The organism is Terrabacter aerolatus (assembly GCF_007991735.1).
Taxonomy (GTDB): domain Bacteria; phylum Actinomycetota; class Actinomycetes; order Actinomycetales; family Dermatophilaceae; genus Terrabacter; species Terrabacter aerolatus.
Window position 1 is genome coordinate 139,704 of sequence record NZ_BJYX01000002.1, and the last position, 15,232, is coordinate 154,935.

Annotated in this window: 15 protein-coding genes; 10 read left to right on the plus strand and 5 right to left on the minus strand. The window is 72.1% G+C overall.

Annotated features, from left to right (window positions below; all coding sequences use genetic code 11):
* Positions 1–31: 31 nt before the first annotated feature.
* Complete coding sequence (locus TAE01_RS03010; RefSeq protein ID WP_147063263.1) at positions 32–694, minus strand: MOSC domain-containing protein; 663 nt, start codon at positions 692–694, stop codon at positions 32–34.
* A 68-nt stretch (positions 695–762) separates the two neighbouring features.
* On the opposite strand from TAE01_RS03010, the gene TAE01_RS03015 reads away from it, so the two are divergent.
* From TAE01_RS03015 to TAE01_RS03025, 3 genes are read left to right on the plus strand one after another with little or no spacing between them, the layout of a single operon-like run.
* A complete protein-coding gene (locus tag TAE01_RS03015) occupies positions 763–1,719 on the plus strand; it encodes a 2-hydroxyacid dehydrogenase (RefSeq protein ID WP_147063265.1) in 957 nt (318 codons plus the stop codon).
* A 14-nt stretch (positions 1,720–1,733) separates the two neighbouring features.
* Positions 1,734–2,816 carry a WD40/YVTN/BNR-like repeat-containing protein gene (locus tag TAE01_RS03020; RefSeq protein ID WP_147063267.1) on the plus strand — a complete coding sequence of 361 codons (1,083 nt, stop codon included), beginning with the start codon at positions 1,734–1,736 and terminating at the stop codon, positions 2,814–2,816.
* 17 nt (positions 2,817–2,833) lie between these two features.
* Entirely contained in the window at positions 2,834–3,130 is a 297-nt protein-coding gene (locus TAE01_RS03025; protein ID WP_147063269.1) for a MoaD/ThiS family protein, read from the plus strand.
* Between the two features lie 37 nt (positions 3,131–3,167).
* Here the strand turns inward: TAE01_RS03025 and TAE01_RS03030 are convergent, their stop codons facing one another.
* Positions 3,168–3,782, minus strand: coding sequence for a TetR/AcrR family transcriptional regulator (locus TAE01_RS03030; RefSeq protein WP_147063271.1), 615 nt, complete (start codon positions 3,780–3,782; stop codon positions 3,168–3,170).
* Between the two features lie 59 nt (positions 3,783–3,841).
* On the opposite strand from TAE01_RS03030, the gene TAE01_RS03035 reads away from it, so the two are divergent.
* The 4 genes from TAE01_RS03035 (at position 3,842) to ilvD (ending at position 9,033) form a co-directional block, all read left to right on the plus strand.
* Positions 3,842–4,615 (plus strand): hypothetical protein, encoded by a 774-nt coding sequence (locus TAE01_RS03035; protein WP_147063273.1) that lies wholly within the window; start codon positions 3,842–3,844, stop codon positions 4,613–4,615.
* Complete coding sequence (locus TAE01_RS03040) at positions 4,612–6,675, plus strand: YhgE/Pip domain-containing protein (RefSeq protein WP_147063275.1); 2,064 nt, start codon at positions 4,612–4,614, stop codon at positions 6,673–6,675. Before TAE01_RS03035 ends, TAE01_RS03040 begins: the two co-directional genes overlap by 4 nt.
* 56 nt (positions 6,676–6,731) lie before the next feature.
* Positions 6,732–7,265, plus strand: coding sequence for a SixA phosphatase family protein (locus tag TAE01_RS03045; RefSeq protein WP_246111105.1), 534 nt, complete (start codon positions 6,732–6,734; stop codon positions 7,263–7,265).
* A gap of 67 nt (positions 7,266–7,332) precedes the next feature.
* On the plus strand, positions 7,333–9,033 hold the full coding sequence (gene ilvD, locus TAE01_RS03050; protein ID WP_147063279.1) for a dihydroxy-acid dehydratase: 1,701 nt from the start codon (positions 7,333–7,335) through the stop codon (positions 9,031–9,033).
* A gap of 110 nt (positions 9,034–9,143) precedes the next feature.
* Here the strand turns inward: ilvD and TAE01_RS03055 are convergent, their stop codons facing one another.
* Entirely contained in the window at positions 9,144–9,953 is an 810-nt protein-coding gene (locus tag TAE01_RS03055; protein ID WP_186815017.1) for a helix-turn-helix transcriptional regulator, read from the minus strand.
* Positions 9,954–10,118: 165 nt separating this feature from the next.
* Here TAE01_RS03055 and TAE01_RS03060 point away from each other — a divergent pair, with 165 nt between their 5' ends.
* Positions 10,119–10,937 carry a phytanoyl-CoA dioxygenase family protein gene (locus TAE01_RS03060; protein WP_147063283.1) on the plus strand — a complete coding sequence of 273 codons (819 nt, stop codon included), beginning with the start codon at positions 10,119–10,121 and terminating at the stop codon, positions 10,935–10,937.
* A 97-nt stretch (positions 10,938–11,034) separates the two neighbouring features.
* Here the strand turns inward: TAE01_RS03060 and TAE01_RS03065 are convergent, their stop codons facing one another.
* Positions 11,035–11,472 carry an SRPBCC family protein gene (locus tag TAE01_RS03065; protein WP_147063285.1) on the minus strand — a complete coding sequence of 146 codons (438 nt, stop codon included), beginning with the start codon at positions 11,470–11,472 and terminating at the stop codon, positions 11,035–11,037.
* Positions 11,473–11,482: 10 nt separating this feature from the next.
* Complete coding sequence (locus TAE01_RS03070) at positions 11,483–12,433, minus strand: GNAT family N-acetyltransferase (protein WP_147063287.1); 951 nt, start codon at positions 12,431–12,433, stop codon at positions 11,483–11,485.
* A 324-nt stretch (positions 12,434–12,757) separates the two neighbouring features.
* On the opposite strand from TAE01_RS03070, the gene TAE01_RS03075 reads away from it, so the two are divergent.
* Complete coding sequence (locus TAE01_RS03075; RefSeq protein WP_147063289.1) at positions 12,758–14,623, plus strand: acetolactate synthase large subunit; 1,866 nt, start codon at positions 12,758–12,760, stop codon at positions 14,621–14,623.
* A gap of 2 nt (positions 14,624–14,625) precedes the next feature.
* Entirely contained in the window at positions 14,626–15,138 is a 513-nt protein-coding gene (ilvN, locus tag TAE01_RS03080) for an acetolactate synthase small subunit (RefSeq protein WP_147063291.1), read from the plus strand.
* Positions 15,139–15,232 lie beyond the last annotated feature (94 nt).

Here is a 15,232-nt window from a genome sequence, read left to right on the forward strand (position 1 = left end):
TGTCCCACGGGACGCGTGGGACCACTCGGGATCAGCCGCCGCGTCGCGCGAGCGTCTCCTCGAGGCCCGCCTGCACCTCCGCGTGGACGACGCGGGCGTCGACGACGCGCCGGGCCGCCGCGAGGTCGCCGGTGAAGGCGCGGAACAGCAGGAGCAGGTCGATGTCGTGCGTCGGGCGCTCGACCCGGACGGGGGCGCCCGTGCGCACGACACCCGGGGCGACGACGGAGAGGTAGGCGCCAGTGCGGCCCTCCTCGGTGAAGCGCCGTACCCAGCGGGGCTCGGCCATGTGCGCAGCGAAGGTGCTGCACGGGATGCGGGGCACCTCGACCCGCAGCACGACGTCGTCGATGTGCCACAGCTCCCCGACGAGGGCGTGCGTCGCGTCGAGGCCGACGGTCGTGACGTTCTCGCCGAACTCGCCGGCGCGCAGGGGCCGACCGACCTGCTGCTCCCAGAAGTCCAGGTCCTCACGGGGGTAGGCGTAGACCGCCTGCAGCGCACCGCCGTGGTGCTTCGGGTTGCCGACCTCGTCGCCGACGACGCCACTGCCGAGACCGCCGTGCTTGGGACCGGGGTCGCGCACCTCGAAGGCGTCGACCGCCTGCTTGTCGATGGCCGTCGGTCGGCCGCCCCCGCGAGGGGTGGTGCGCCTGCCGGTGGCGAGCGAGAGGACGTGGGGCTCGGTGGTCACCCCGGCGAGCCTAGCCGCCGTGCCGGGTCGGTCCGCTGGACTCACCAGGGCTTCGTTAGCGTGTCGACATGGCTGCCGATCCGCTCGTCGTGTCCGTCCCCGACCCGGAGTACGCCGAGGCGCTCGCCGACCTCGACGGCGTCGACGCGATCGTGTGGGACATGGGGTCGCCGCACCCGCGCGGCAGCGAGATCCGGCTCGCGGTGCTGCCCTACATGACGTCGCTGCGGCTGGCCGACGTGACGCCGGGCCTCGACTCCCTCGAGGTGCTCCAGCTGCAGAGCGCTGGCTACGAGCACTTCGTGGACGGTCTGCCGGACGGGGTGACGCTGTGCAACGCGGCCGGCGTGCACGACGCCTCGACGGCCGAGCTGGCCCTCACCCTCACCCTCGCGTCGATCCGTGAGATCCCCGGTTTCGTTGCCTCGCAGGCGCGTTCGCGCTGGGAGCCGTTGCGTCTCCGCTCGGCGCTCGCCGATCGCAGGGTCCTCGTCGTGGGTTACGGACAGATCGGGCGGGCGATCGCACGTCGGTTCGCGCCGTTCGAGGTCACCGTCACGGCGGTCGCGTCGCGGGCTCGCGCCGGCGACGAGCTGGTACCGCACGTGCACGGCATCGACGAGCTGCCCGAGCTCCTGCCGCAGCACGACGTCGTCGTCGTCATCGTGCCGCTCACCGGCGCGACGCGCGGACTCTTCGACGCGCCGATGCTCGGTCGTATGCCGGACGGCGCGCTGCTCGTCAACGTCGCCCGTGGCGCGGTGGTCGAGACCGACGCCCTCGTCGCCGAGTGCGCGGCCGGCCGGCTGCTCGCAGCGGTCGACGTGACCGACCCGGAGCCGCTCCCTCGGGACCACCCGCTGTGGACCACGCCGGGGGTCCTCATCACGCCGCACGTGGGGGGCGCGACCGACGCGATGCGTCCACGCGCCATCGCCCTCGTCCGCAGGCAGGTGCAGACCCTGCTGTCAGGGCGTCCCGTCGACAACGCCGTCGCCGGGCCCTTGTCTGCCCAGCAGCCATAGTGGACACTGTCAACATGACCGAGACCGTCGTCGCCATCGGCACGCGCAAGGGGCTGTGGATCGCCCGGAGCACCGACCGCCGCGAGTGGGCCCTCGAGGGCCCGCACTTCCTCATGAGCGAGGTGGCGTCGGTCGCTGTCGACACCCGCGAAGGTCGCTCGACCGTGCTCGCCGGGGTCAAGTCGTGGCACTGGGGGCCGACCGTCCAGGTGTCGTCCGACGGTGGGCGCACGTGGACCGAGAGCGCCGAACGGGCCCTGTCGTTCCCGAGTGACACCGACACAGCACTGGAGCGGGTGTGGCAGCTGACGCCGGACCCCAACGACGCCGACGTGGTGTGGGCCGGGGTCGAGCCGCACGCCCTCTTCCGCAGCACCGACCGTGGCGAGAACTACGAGCTCGTGCGAGGCCTGTGGGACCACCCGCACCGGCCCAGCTGGGAGCCGGGCTTCGGCGGAGGAGCCGTCCACACGATCGTCCCCGAGCCCGGCGAGCCGGAGCACCTGCTCGTGGCCATGAGCGCCGGCGGCGTCTACCGCTCGGAGGACGGCGGTCAGACGTGGGCCGCGAGCAACCCCGGCATCCGCGCCTACTTCATGCCGGACAACGAGTACCCCGACCACGGCCAGTGCGTCCACAAGGTCGCCCGCGGCCAGGCCGACGGCGCCCTCTACGCGCAGAACCACAAGGGTGTCTACCGCTCCGACGACAACGGGCGCACCTGGGACTCCATCGCCGAGGGGCTGCCCACCGACTTCGGTTTCACGATCCTCGCCCACCCGCGCCGGCCCGGTGTCGTGTGGAACGTCCCGGTGCAGGACGACGGCGAGCGCATCCCGCCGGGCGCCCAGCTGCAGGTCCAGCGCTCCGACGACGGCGGCGCGCACTGGCGCATGCAGGCCGACGGGCTCCCCGCGGACAGCTACACGTGCGTCCTGCGCGACGCCGCGTCGCTCGACGAGGCCGACCCGGTCGGCGTCTACCTCGGCACCCGCAACGGTGACGTCTTCGCCTCCGTCGACGAGGGGGAGTCCTTCACCCGCATCGCCACCCAGCTGCCCGACGTCCTCGTCGTGCGCGCAGCCCAGCTCGCCTGAGACGCAAGGGATCTCGTATGCCGTCTGCTCCCGTTCGCGTCATCCTGCCGGGCATGCTCCGCGACCTCGTCGGTGGGGTGGCGGAGATCGAGGTCGAGTCCCCGTCCGACTCCCAGACCGTCGCCGAGCTGCTTGATCGGGCGTTCTCGGAGCACCGTGTGCTCGACGGCAAGGTGCGCGACGAGCGCGGCCAGATCCGCCGCCACGTCAAGGTGTTCGTCAACGGCGAGGACGCGACCCGCGGCGAGGGCGTCGCCGCGCCCGTGCCGGCCGGTGCGCGGGTCCACATCATCAACGCCGTCTCCGGGGGCTGACCCGGCAGGTCCCCGACGGGCCGTCCTCGCGCCGCCGTCAGGCGTCGACGCCGAGCAGGATCGGCAGCACGGTCCGCTCGAGCTCGCCGACGGCCAGCGAGCGCGGCTCGACGAGGCGCTGGGTCATCGACCCCTGGGCGAGCGCGATGGCGGCGCGCACGAACAGCTCGGTGGGGATGGGCATGGTGAGGCCCTGGCGTGCGACCGTCTCGTCGACGACCGTGACGAGTTCGTCGCGGACGCGGCGCTGCTGGGCGGCCCACGCCCGGCGGGCCTCGGGGTCGCGGATGGCGTGGAGGGTGAACTCCGTCGTCAGCACGAGCCAGCGCTCCTTGCTGCGGCTGTCGTCGGCGAGCGCCGCGAACACGTCGCGCAGGACCTCGTCGGTCCCCGCGTGCTCGCGCTTGCCGGCCCGGCGGATCCGGTCGACGAGCGCCTCGGAGTGGCGCCGGGACAGCTCGACGACGAGGTCGTCCTTGGAGCTGAAGTTGGAGTAGAACGCGCCCCGGGTGAAGCCTGCCCTGTCGCAGATGTCCTCGACGGTGGCCCCGTGGAAGCCGCGCTCGGCGAAGACCGAGCTCGCGGCCTCGAGCACGCGATCGCGGGTGGCCTGGCGTCGGGCGCTGATTCGGGGCTCGGCGGTCGTGGTCATGTGTGCAAGGATACGTGCTCGAATTGGATACGACAACGTATCGGATGCATACTCGTATCGTGACTGAAACCGTGGTGATCCACCTGCAGGGCTGGAACCAGCGCACCGTCGTCGTCGACGACGTGAGCGTCGCGGGCACCCACGAGCCCTTCGTCGAGCACGTCTCCTTCACGGCGCCGCCCGGAGCGGTCACCGTCGTCCCCACCGACCCCGGCATCCCGCAGGTCGCCCTCGCCCTGGCGATCGGCGGCCGCGTGGAGCTCCTGCGTGGTCGCGTCCGCATCGGCGCGGGGGCGGACCTGGCCGACCTCCAGCTGCGCACCCGACTCGTCGACGTCGCCGACGTCACGGCGCCGGAGGACACCATCGCGGTCAAGGCCGTCGTCCAGGAGGAGCTCGCACTCGCCGAGAAGCCGGCCGGTCGCGCCGCGGTGGCGAGCTTCCTCGCGGCCCACGAGCTGTCGGACCGTGCGGGACACCCCTGGGAGCAGCTCCCCGCGGGAGTGCGCACGAGCCTGCTGCTCGAGCTCGGAGCCCTCCACCCCATGGTTCGCGTCCTGGTCCTCGCCGGTCCGGAGCGGCACGGTGGGGACCACACCGTGTGGTTCGAGACCTGCCGGCGGCTCGCGCAGACGGGTCTCGCCGTCGTCGTCCTCACCACGGCTGCGACGGCAGCGTCGCTCCCTGCCGACCTGGGCGGCGCCGAGGACCCGGTCGTCGCCTCGGTGGGCGCGCCCGACGCCGCCCCGGAGCCCGACGGCGGCCGTGACCCCGACCCGGCGAGTGACGCCGCCGCCCACGCACCGAACCTCCCGAAGGAGCCCTCGGCATGAACCCCGTCCGACTCGCCGTCGCGGAGCTGCGCCGCCTCACCTCCTCCCGCCTCGCGCGGCTGGCCCTCGCGGCCCTCGTGCTCATCCCGACCCTCTACGGCGGGCTCTACCTCTATGCCAACCACGACCCGTACGGCGCCTTCCCGCAGGTGCCGGCCGCCGTCGTCAGTGACGACACCGGCACGACGCTCAGCACGGGGGAGAAGCTGCAGGTCGGCGGGGGCGTCGCCGACCACCTCGTCGAGTCGAAGTCCTTCGACTGGCACCGGGTCTCGCACTCCGAGGCGCTGCGTGGCGTCGACGACGGCACGTACGCGTTCGCGGTCATCATGCCGACGACGTTCTCGGCCGACCTCGCCTCGACGGCCGAGATGAAGCCTCGCCAGGCCACCGTCGTGCTCGAGACGAACGACGCCAACAACTACATGACCTCGATGATCGGCAACCAGGTCATCAAGCAGGTCACCGCGTCCGTCGCGAGCGAGGTGAGCCAGACGGCGGCGAGCAAGCTGCTGCTGGGGTTCAGCCAGGTGCACGACCAGCTCGTCACGGCCGTCGACGGATCGGACAAGCTGCGGGCCGGAGCGGTCAAGGCCGACTCCGGCGCCCACCAGCTCTCGTCCGGGGCGGCCGGTCTCGCGGGCGGCCTGCACGACCTGACCTCGGGAGCCCGGCGGCTCGCCACCGGCATCGGCCAGGCGGCGTCGGGCGCCGACAGCCTCGAGGCCGGAGCGGCCCAGCTCGCCTCGGGCCTGGGCACGCTCCAGTCGCGCACCGCGAGCCTGCCCTCACAGACCGACCAGCTGGCCGACGGCGCCGAGCAGGTCGCGGCGGGCAACCGCACGATCGCCGGCTACGGCACCAGGGCCGCGACGGCCTCGAGCGACCTCAGGCGCCGCATCGCCGCCGACCGTACGAGCTTCCTCGACGCCCTCCGCGCCCAGGGACTCACCGACGCCCAGCTGTCCGTGGTCAGCTCGCGACTGGACACGATCGACGGCTACGTCAACCGGGCCGACTCCACGATCCAGTCGGCCTCGAGCGACCTGACACGCCTGTCGAAGGGCGCCGACCAGGTCGCCACCGGTGCCCGCGCGCTCGCGAACGCGACGCCGGCACTCACCGACGGCATCGCCTCCGCGCACTCCGGTGCGGTGCGGCTGCGGGACGGTGCGAGCAGGCTCTCGAGCGGCCTCGGCACCCTGCGGACCGGCGCGGACCAGCTCGCCACCGGGGCCGACAAGGCCGCCACCGGGGCCGACTCGCTGGCCTCGGGAGCGAGCTCCCTCGGGTCGGGGCTCGACGCTTTGAGCAAGGGCGCCACCGACCTCCACGCCGGGCTCGTCAAGGGTCGGGACTCCATCCCCGACCCGAGCGATGCCCAGCGCAAGGCGATGGCGCAGACGATCGGCAACCCCGTCGGGGTGTCCACCGGATCGCTGTCCTCGGCAGGCTCCTACGGGGCCGGCCTGGCGCCGCTCTTCATGAGCCTCGCGCTCTGGATCGGGGCCTACGTGCTCTTCCTCTTCGTCCGCCCCCTGTCCCCGCGGGCCCTCGCGACGAGCCAGCGCTCGATCCGCACCGCTCTGGGCGGATGGCTCGCGCCGACCCTCGTCGGGCTCGTGCAGGTCGCCTCGCTCGTGCTCGTCGTCGGACGTGGCGTGGACATCCGGATCGCGCACCCGGTGCTCGCCTTCCTCTTCCTCTGCTTCACCTCGATGACGTTCGTGGCGATCCTCCACGCGCTGGCGGCGCGGTTCGGCGCCGTCGGCAAGTTCCTGGGCCTCGTGTTCATGGTGGTCCAGCTGGTCAGCGCGGGCGGGACCTTCCCGTGGCAGACCCTGCCGGCGCCGCTGCAGGCCGTCCACCACGTCGTGCCGATGAGCCACGCCGTCGACGGTCTGCGCCGGCTGCTCTACGGCGCCGACCTGGGGCCGGTGCTCGGGTCGCTCGGGGTGCTGGCCGCCTACCTGGTCGTTGCCCTCGCCGTGTCGACGATCGCGGCGCGCCGGTCGAGGATGTGGACGCCCAAGCGGATCAAGCCCGCTCTGGAGCTGTGACCCCGGTGCAGCCTCCGGGCTGACAAGGCGCCTCTGCGAGGGGCATGCTCGGAGGCATGAGCAGCGCCTCGAGAGAGAAGACCCTCATCCTCATGCGGCACGCCAAGGCCGAGGAGGGGCCCGGCAAGCCCGACCACGACCGCGAGCTCGCGGCTCGGGGTCGTCGGGACGCCAAGGCCGCCGGGAAGTGGCTCCACGCCGAGGGGCTCGTGCCCGACCTCGTCATCTGCTCGACCGCGCATCGCACGCGGCAGACCTGGGAGGAGGCGTGCCGCGGCGGCGCGCACACGGAGTTCGTGGAGTTCCGGCGCAGCGTCTACCTGGGCGGCTCGGAGCAGACGCTCGAGACGGTGCGCGAGGACGGCGGCGACACCTCGACGGTGCTCGTCGTCGGCCACAACCCGACCATGGCCCAGCTGACGAGCCTGCTCACCGACGGAGAGGGCTCTCGCGAGGCGCACGAGGCGCTCGGACAGGGGTTCGTCACGAGCGGCCTGGCCGTCCTGCGGTACGCGGGGGACTGGGCCGACCTCGACCTCGGCTCGTGCGAGCTGACCCGCTTCCACGTGAGCCGGGGCCACGACGACTGACCGCTGCAGAGCGATCAGGCAATGAGATGCGGTGTCCACCCAGCGGACACGGTTCTATGCTGCTCGCATGACGCAGACGCCTGACATCAAGCCCCGCAGCCGCGACGTCACCGACGGTCTCGAGAAGACCGCCGCGCGGGGGATGCTCCGGGCCGTGGGCCTTGGGGACGACGACTGGGCCAAGCCGCAGATCGGCGTCGCGAGCTCGTGGAACGAGATCACGCCGTGCAACCTGTCGCTCGACCGGCTCGCCAAGGCGGTCAAGGACGGCGTCCACGCCGGAGGCGGCTACCCGCTCGAGTTCGGCACCATCTCCGTGTCCGACGGCATCTCGATGGGCCACGAGGGCATGCACTTCAGCCTCGTCTCGCGCGAGATCATCGCCGACTCCGTCGAGACGGTCATGAACGCCGAGCGGCTCGACGGATCGGTGCTGCTCGCCGGGTGTGACAAGTCGCTGCCGGGCATGCTCATGGCGGCGGCGCGCCTGGACCTCGCCTCCGTGTTCCTCTATGCCGGCACGATCCTCCCCGGAGTCGCGAAGCTCTCGGACGGTACCGAGAAGGAGGTCACGATCATCGACGCCTTCGAGGCCGTCGGGGCGTGCAACGCCGGGCTCATGTCGCTCGAGGACGTCGACGCGATCGAGCGCGCGATCTGCCCGGGCGAGGGGGCGTGCGGCGGCTTCTACACCGCCAACACGATGGCCGCCGTGGCCGAGGCGATCGGCATGTCGATCCCCGGCTCGGCCGCGCCGCCCGCGACCGACCGCCGCCGCGACATGTACGCCCGCAAGTCGGGCGAGGCCGTCGTCGAGCTGCTCCGCAAGGGGATCACCGCCCGCGACATCATGACGAAGCCGGCCTTCGAGAACGCCATCGCCGTCGTCATGGCCTTCGGCGGCTCGACGAACGCCGTCCTGCACCTGCTCGCGATCGCCCACGAGGCCGACGTCGACCTGACCATCGACGACTTCCGTCGCATCGGGGCCAAGGTGCCGCACCTGGCCGACGTCAAGCCCTTCGGCAGCTTCGTCATGAAGGACATCGACCACATCGGCGGGATCCCGGTCGTCATGAAGACGCTCCTCGAGGCCGGCCTGCTCGACGGGGACTGCCTCACCGTGACGGGCAGGACGATGGCCGAGAACCTCGAGGAGCTCAACCCGCCGCACATCGACGGCCGCGTCATCCGCGAGATGGCGACCCCGATCCACAAGACGGGCGGCCTGACGATCCTCAAGGGCTCGCTCGCCCCCGAGGGCGCCGTCGTGAAGTCCGCCGGCTTCGACGAGTCGGTCTTCGAGGGCACGGCCCGGGTCTTCGACGGTGAGCGCGCGGCGATGGACGCCGTCGAGCAGGGTTCGCTGCAGAAGAACGACGTCGTCGTCATCCGCTACGAGGGCCCCAAGGGTGGCCCCGGCATGCGGGAGATGCTCGCCGTGACGGGCGCCATCAAGGGCGCCGGTCTGGGCAAGGACGTCCTCCTCCTCACCGACGGCCGCTTCTCCGGCGGCACGACCGGCCTCTGCGTCGGGCACGTGGCCCCGGAGGCCGTCGACGAGGGACCGATCGCCTTCGTCCGCGACGGCGACACGATCCGTCTCGACGTCGCGAACGGCACCCTCGACGTCCTCGTCGACGACGCGGAGATGGCTCGTCGCCGGCAGCAGGGCGTCACGCACCCGGAGCCGAAGTACACCCGCGGCGTGCTCGCGAAGTACCGCAAGCTCGTCGGCAGCGCGAGCCGCGGCGCCGTCTGCGGCTGACGGCTTCTTCCCGCAACACACCGAGCAGCCGGTAATCCGGACGGCTGCAACCGTCACGGTTGCCTGGTGCTCGGTGTGTTGCGGGGGAGGGTGTATGCCGTGGGGCTGGGTCAGTGGCCCGCGTCGCGGAACGCGCGGGGCGTGAGCCCGGTGTGCTCGCGGAAGCGTCGGATGAGGTGGCGCTCGTCGCTGAACCCGGTCGCCGCGGCGATGTCGCGCACCCCGAGCCCAGTGTGGACGAGCAGGTCGGTCGCGGCCTCGAGCCGCCTCGAGGCCCGGTGGGCGTAGGGGCTCGTGCCGGTCTCGGCCCGGAACCGGCGGCGCCACGTCTCGTACGCCATGCCGACCTCCGCGGCCACGGACGGGAGGTCCAGCGGCTCGGCGAGGTCGCGGCCGAGCAGGGCGAGGGAGCGGTCCAGCCAGTCGGCGTGGCCTGCCTCGTGCCGGACCCTCGCCGCGGCGCCGCGGGGGGCTGTCACCGCGTTCGCCTCCAGCAGTGCGGCCAGCAGGTCGAGGGCCTCGGCGTCGCGGCCGACGACCGTCGTCGGGCGGGCCCGGTCGCCGTACACCGCGAACCGGTGGCGCCAACGGGCCACGGACAGCCCGTGGACGAGTGGCCGGTCGGGTGTGAGTGCCCCGAGACGACGCGCCAGCTCGAACGCGGCCCCGTCGAAGACGACGAAGACCTCGTCCCACCCGCCGCGGTCGGCGCCGTACCAGTGGGGGTGACCGGGGTGCACCACCACGAGCGACCCGGGACAGATGGCCTCGTCGTGCGAGGCGTCCCGGTAGCGCCCCGTGCCCGCGGTGACGAAGGTGAGGCCCCACGACGGGTGACGCCGTGTCGTGCCGGCGGGCAGCCCGCTCCCGCCGGTGATGCGGCCGGCCACGAGCACCTCGCCGAGCCTCCCCGAGGGCACGCGTGGAGCGCGGTCACCGTTTGATCCTCGCGCGGGCATGCAACCATCGAACCAGATCGTTCCCCTCTGACCATGACGTTCCGGGTCGCCCTCGGCGACGACTGCTGTGCTGGGGCCGGCGACGACCGCTCGGGTCGTTCACGATCCACGAGAGAGGAGCCGCCCATGCCCACCGACCTGCTCCCGGCGCTCACCACGGCATACCCCATCGGCGACGACGACGTCGCGGCCTACCGGGCGAACGGCCACGTGCGCCTGGCCCAGGTGGCCACGGAGGAGGAGGCTGCGGCCTACCGTCGGCCGGTGGCGGCGACCGTCGAGCGCCTCAGCACCGAGACCCGTCCCCTCGCCGAGCGCGACAGCTACGGCATGGCCTTCCTCCAGGTGATGAACCTCTGGCGGCACGACGAGGGCGTGGCCCACTTCGTCACGGCGTCCCGCTTCGCCGGCGTGGCGGCCCGCCTGCTCGGTGTCCCGCGCGTCCGGCTCTACCACGACCAGGCGCTCTTCAAGGAGCCCGGCGGGGGCTACACGCCCTGGCACCAGGACGCGATGTACTGGCCGCTGGACGGGTCGCGGTGCCTGACGATGTGGATGCCCCTCGTCGACATCACGCCGGCCCACGGCGGCCTCGCCTTCGCCAGCGGCAGTCACGTGGACGGCCCGCTCAGCGACATCGGCATCTCCGACGCGTCGGAGGAGCACTTCGACCGGCTGCTGCCCGAGCGGGGGCTGGCCGTCGACGAGCCGGTCGCGATGCGGGCGGGGGATGCGTCGTTCCACTCCGGCTGGACCGTGCACAAGGCCCTCGGCAACACCTCGGACCGGATGCGCGAGGTCATGACGGTCATCTGGTTCGCCGACGGGCTCGACGTGCTCGAACCGGCCAACTCGGCGCAGGCCAACGACCTCGCCTCGTGGCTGCCCGGGCTGGCGCCGGGTGACGTCGCCGCCGCGGAGGCCAACCCCCTGCTGCCCCGCTGACCCGGCAACACACCGAGAAGAGCGCGACACACCGGCCTCGGGTCCCGGTGTGTCGCGCTCTTCTCGGTGTGTTGCGCAGGGGTGGGGGTCCGGCGGTCTAGGCGTTCTCGTCGGGCGTCGACGACTCGGCCCGCGCCTTGAGTCCCGCGGCCTCCATCGACAGGTAGCGGTCGGTGAGAGACCGGTAGCCGCGCCCGAGGACGGACCCCAGCCGGCCGGACTGGGTGATCGAGAGCGTGACCCGGCACGTGCCGGGACCCGTGGCCTCGACGGTGTGCCGACCTTTCGTCCGCGTGCCCGGTCCGACTGCCTCCCAGACGAACTCGCGTCCCTCGGTGAGGTCTGTGACCGTCCAGACCGACGTCGGGATGCGCGGTTGGTCGATCCGGGCTCGCGCCCCGATCCGCAGCCCGCCGTCGAGCAGGGTCACGGATCGCACCGACGCGGTCCACTCGGGCCAGCGCTCGACGTCGCTCATGACCTCCCACACGCGCCCGGCCGGGGCGTCGACGTCGATGTCCGTGTGCTGCTCCATGACGACCGCTTCAGTGCTCGACGACGGCCGCGGCCGGTGCGACGTCGGCAGCCCAGTGACGCCAGACCGAGGTGACCTGCATGCCGACCTTCTCGTAGAGTCCGAGCGCGCCGGTGCGCGAGTCCGTCGACAGCTCGGACCGCTCGCCCCCGTGGGTGCGGGCGACCTCGAAGGCGTCGACGAGCAGTGCCCTCGCGAGCCCCTTGCCGCGCTCGTCGCGGCGCACCGCGAGCTTGTCGACGTAGGCGCTGCCGTTCGACACGACGACGAAGGCCATGCCGACCACGGTGTCGGACGGGTCGACCACGAGGCGGAGCTGCCAGGGCTCGAAGCCGGGGCGGTGGGTGACGGTGGCCGCCCACTCCTCGAAGGTCGCTCGCTCCCGATCGGACCACTCGAGGAAGGCGTCCTCGTTGACCGTCCACGTGGCGCGGAGGTCGTCGTCGTCGCGTGGTTCGCGGACGGCATACCCCTGTGGGAGGGGCTGCGGCTCGATCGCCCGACCGGCCGGGAGCTCGAGGACCCACGACGTCCAGAGGGTGCGGTAGCCCAGGGCCGAGAGCAGGCGCTCCCCGGGCGACCCGCCGGGGACGGGCTGACCCACCACGGTGCCCCCGTCACGGGCTCCGACCGCGCGCGTCCAGTGCGACAGTGCGGTCCCGATGCCGAGCCCGCGGTGACCTGGGTGGACGGCGGCGTCGACCCAGCGACCCTTGTAGACCTCGGCGTAGGCCACGAGCCGGCCCTCGTCGAGGACGCCGACCGTCTGGGTGGAGAGGTCGAAGGCCGGACGCTGCCAGTCGCCGACGATGTCGGCCTCCTCGATGACGACGGCACCCACGTCGTGCAGCTCGCACGCGGCCATGAGAGCGGTGACCGCGGTCGCGTCCTCCCGCGACAGCGGCCGCGTCGCGAGGTGGGTCGCTCCGGGCGGGAGGTGCAGAGGCACGACGCTCGTCATGTATGCCAGTGTCCCGACCCGTCCGACCCGTCGACAACCGACTTTCGTGGCCGTGGTCCACCACTGGACGGCCACCCGACGGCGTGACAGTGGGTGAGATCACGAGGTCACATGCTGAGACGCCACAGATGGCCGATTGACACCTCGGGGGCTTGGTAGGACGGTTGTCACGTGGCCCGACTCCTCGTACTTCCCTAGCGCGCCGACCAGCTCGAACGGTCAGCGCGCCCCCTTCCGTCCCCCCGCGGGACCGAAGGGTTTTTTTGTGGGTGGAGTCAGCCCGAACCGGCATCACGACGCAGTGCTCGAGACAAGGAAGACATCGTGAGCGACACGACGAAGCAGGCGCCATCGCCCGCCGACGTGGCCTCCCTGGCCCGTCCCCGACCCGCGGCGGAGGCGCGGTCGACGACGACCGCGGTCGTCACGCCCGCCCTCGAGGTCACCGGGGCCCAGGCGCTCGTACTCTCCCTCGAGGCCATCGGCTGCGACACCGTCTTCGGCATCCCCGGCGGCGCGATCCTGCCGGCCTACGACCCCATGCTCGACTCGAAGAAGGTGCGCCACATCCTCGTGCGCCACGAGCAGGGTGCCGGGCACGCCGCCGAGGGCTACGCCTCGGCGACGGGCAAGGTCGGCGTGTGCATGGCGACCTCCGGCCCCGGGGCGACGAACCTCGTGACCCCGCTCGCGGATGCCCACATGGACTCCGTCCCGGTCGTCGCCATCACCGGCCAGGTCGCGAGCGCCGCCATCGGCACGGACGCCTTCCAGGAGGCGGACATCCGCGGCATCACGATGCCGATCACCAAGCACAACTACCTCGTGACCGACCCGGCGAAGATCCCGCAGGCCATCGCCGAGGCCTTCCACGTCGCGAGCACCGGTCGCCCCGGTCCCGTCCTCGTCGACATCAGCAAGGACGCCCTCCAGGCGAGGACGACGTTCAGCTGGCCGCCGCAGATCGACCTGCCCGGCTACCGGCCGGTCCTGCGCCCGCACGGCAAGCAGATCCGCGAGGCCTCCCGCCTCATGGCCGCCGCGAAGCAGCCGATCCTCTACGTCGGCGGCGGCGTCGTCCGGGCCAAGGCCAGCGAGGCGCTGCGCCGCCTCGTCGAGCTGACCGGCATCCCCGTCGTCACGACCCTCATGGCGCGCGGGACCGTTCCCGACAGCGAGCCGCTCAACCTCGGCATGCCCGGCATGCACGGCACCGTGGCCGCCGTCACCGGGCTGCAGAAGTCCGACCTCATCATCGCCCTCGGAGCGCGGTTCGACGACCGCGTCACGGGCCAGCTGTCGACGTTCGCCCCGGACGCCAAGGTGATCCACGCCGACATCGACCCGGCCGAGATCTCCAAGAACCGCATCGCCGACGTGCCGATCGTCGGTGACGTGGGCGAGGTCATCAAGGACCTCATCGAGCAGGTGACGCTCGACCGGGCGACCGCCGAGACCGACGCGAACGGCTGGGACTACACGGCCTGGCGTGAGCGGGTCGCCGAGTGGAAGCAGACCTTCCCGCTCGGCTGGACCGACAGCGAGGACGGCACGCTGTCGCCGCAGTACGTCATCGAGCGCATCGGTGCGCTCACCGGACCCGAGGCCACCTACGTCGCCGGGGTCGGCCAGCACCAGATGTGGGCCGCGCAGTTCGTGCAGTACGAGCGCCCCAACGCCTGGATCAACTCCGGCGGCCTTGGCACGATGGGCTTCTCGGTCCCGGCGGCCATGGGCGCCAAGGTCGCCGAGCCCGACCGGACGGTGTGGGCCATCGACGGCGACGGCTGCTTCCAGATGACGAACCAGGAGCTCGCGACCTGCGTCATCAACAACATCCCGATCAAGGTCGCGATCATCAACAACAGCAGCCTCGGCATGGTGCGCCAGTGGCAGACGCTCTTCTACAACGAGCGCTACTCCAACACCAACCTCCAGCCCCTCGAGCAGCGGGTGCCGGACTTCGTCAAGCTCGCCGACGCCTACGGCTGCCTCGGCCTGCGTGCCGAGACCCCGGAGGAGGTCGACGCCGTCATCAAGCAGGCGCTCGAGACCAACGACCGCCCCGTCGTCATCGACTTCATCGTGCACCGTGACGCGATGGTGTGGCCGATGGTGCCGGCCGGCGTCAGCAACGACATGATCCAGGCCGCCCGCCACGAGGCGCCGGTCTGGGAACGGGAGGACTGAGCATGAGCAAGCACACCCTGTCGGTCCTCGTCGAGGACAAGCCCGGCGTCCTGACCCGCGTCGCGGCCCTCTTCTCCCGCCGCGGCTTCAACATCAACTCCCTCGCCGTCGGCCCGACCGAGCTGCCCGAGATCTCGCGCATCACGGTCGTCGTCGAGGTCGAGGGGGCCGCCCTCGAGCAGGTGACCAAGCAGCTCAACAAGCTCATCGAGGTGCTCAAGGTCGTCGAGCTCGACGCGCACGCGTCGGTCCAGCGCGAGATCCTGCTCGTCAAGGTCCGGGCCGACGCCGCCACCCGCAGCCAGGTCATCGACACGATCCAGCTCTTCAAGGCCAAGGTCGTCGACGTCACCACCGACGCCATCGTCATCGAGGCGACCGGCACCACCGACAAGCTCCGGGCCCTGCTCGACGTGCTCGAGCCCTTCGGGATCAAGGAGCTCGTCCAGTCCGGCATGGTGGCCGTCGGTCGCGGGTCGCGCTCGATCACCGACCGGAGCCTCCGCACCGCCTGACCCCGCGCCCATCACGCGCCCAACACGAGCCCATCACGAGGACGTATGCCGTCCGCCCCGGCCACACGGCATACGACCCCGGGTGCCGCACCCG

Coding starts and splice junctions, on each gene's coding strand:
- TAE01_RS03030 (WP_147063271.1), bottom strand. CDS start 3,782: ATGACCACGACCGCCGAGCCCCGAATCAGCGCCCGACGCCAGGCCACC.
- TAE01_RS03040 (WP_147063275.1), top strand. CDS start 4,612: ATGAACCCCGTCCGACTCGCCGTCGCGGAGCTGCGCCGCCTCACCTCC.
- TAE01_RS03045 (WP_246111105.1), top strand. CDS start 6,732: ATGAGCAGCGCCTCGAGAGAGAAGACCCTCATCCTCATGCGGCACGCC.
- ilvN (WP_147063291.1), top strand. CDS start 14,626: ATGAGCAAGCACACCCTGTCGGTCCTCGTCGAGGACAAGCCCGGCGTC.
- TAE01_RS03020 (WP_147063267.1), top strand. CDS start 1,734: ATGACCGAGACCGTCGTCGCCATCGGCACGCGCAAGGGGCTGTGGATC.
- TAE01_RS03025 (WP_147063269.1), top strand. CDS start 2,834: ATGCCGTCTGCTCCCGTTCGCGTCATCCTGCCGGGCATGCTCCGCGAC.
- TAE01_RS03060 (WP_147063283.1), top strand. CDS start 10,119: ATGCCCACCGACCTGCTCCCGGCGCTCACCACGGCATACCCCATCGGC.
- TAE01_RS03065 (WP_147063285.1), bottom strand. CDS start 11,472: ATGGAGCAGCACACGGACATCGACGTCGACGCCCCGGCCGGGCGCGTG.
- ilvD (WP_147063279.1), top strand. CDS start 7,333: ATGACGCAGACGCCTGACATCAAGCCCCGCAGCCGCGACGTCACCGAC.
- TAE01_RS03070 (WP_147063287.1), bottom strand. CDS start 12,433: ATGACGAGCGTCGTGCCTCTGCACCTCCCGCCCGGAGCGACCCACCTC.
- TAE01_RS03015 (WP_147063265.1), top strand. CDS start 763: ATGGCTGCCGATCCGCTCGTCGTGTCCGTCCCCGACCCGGAGTACGCC.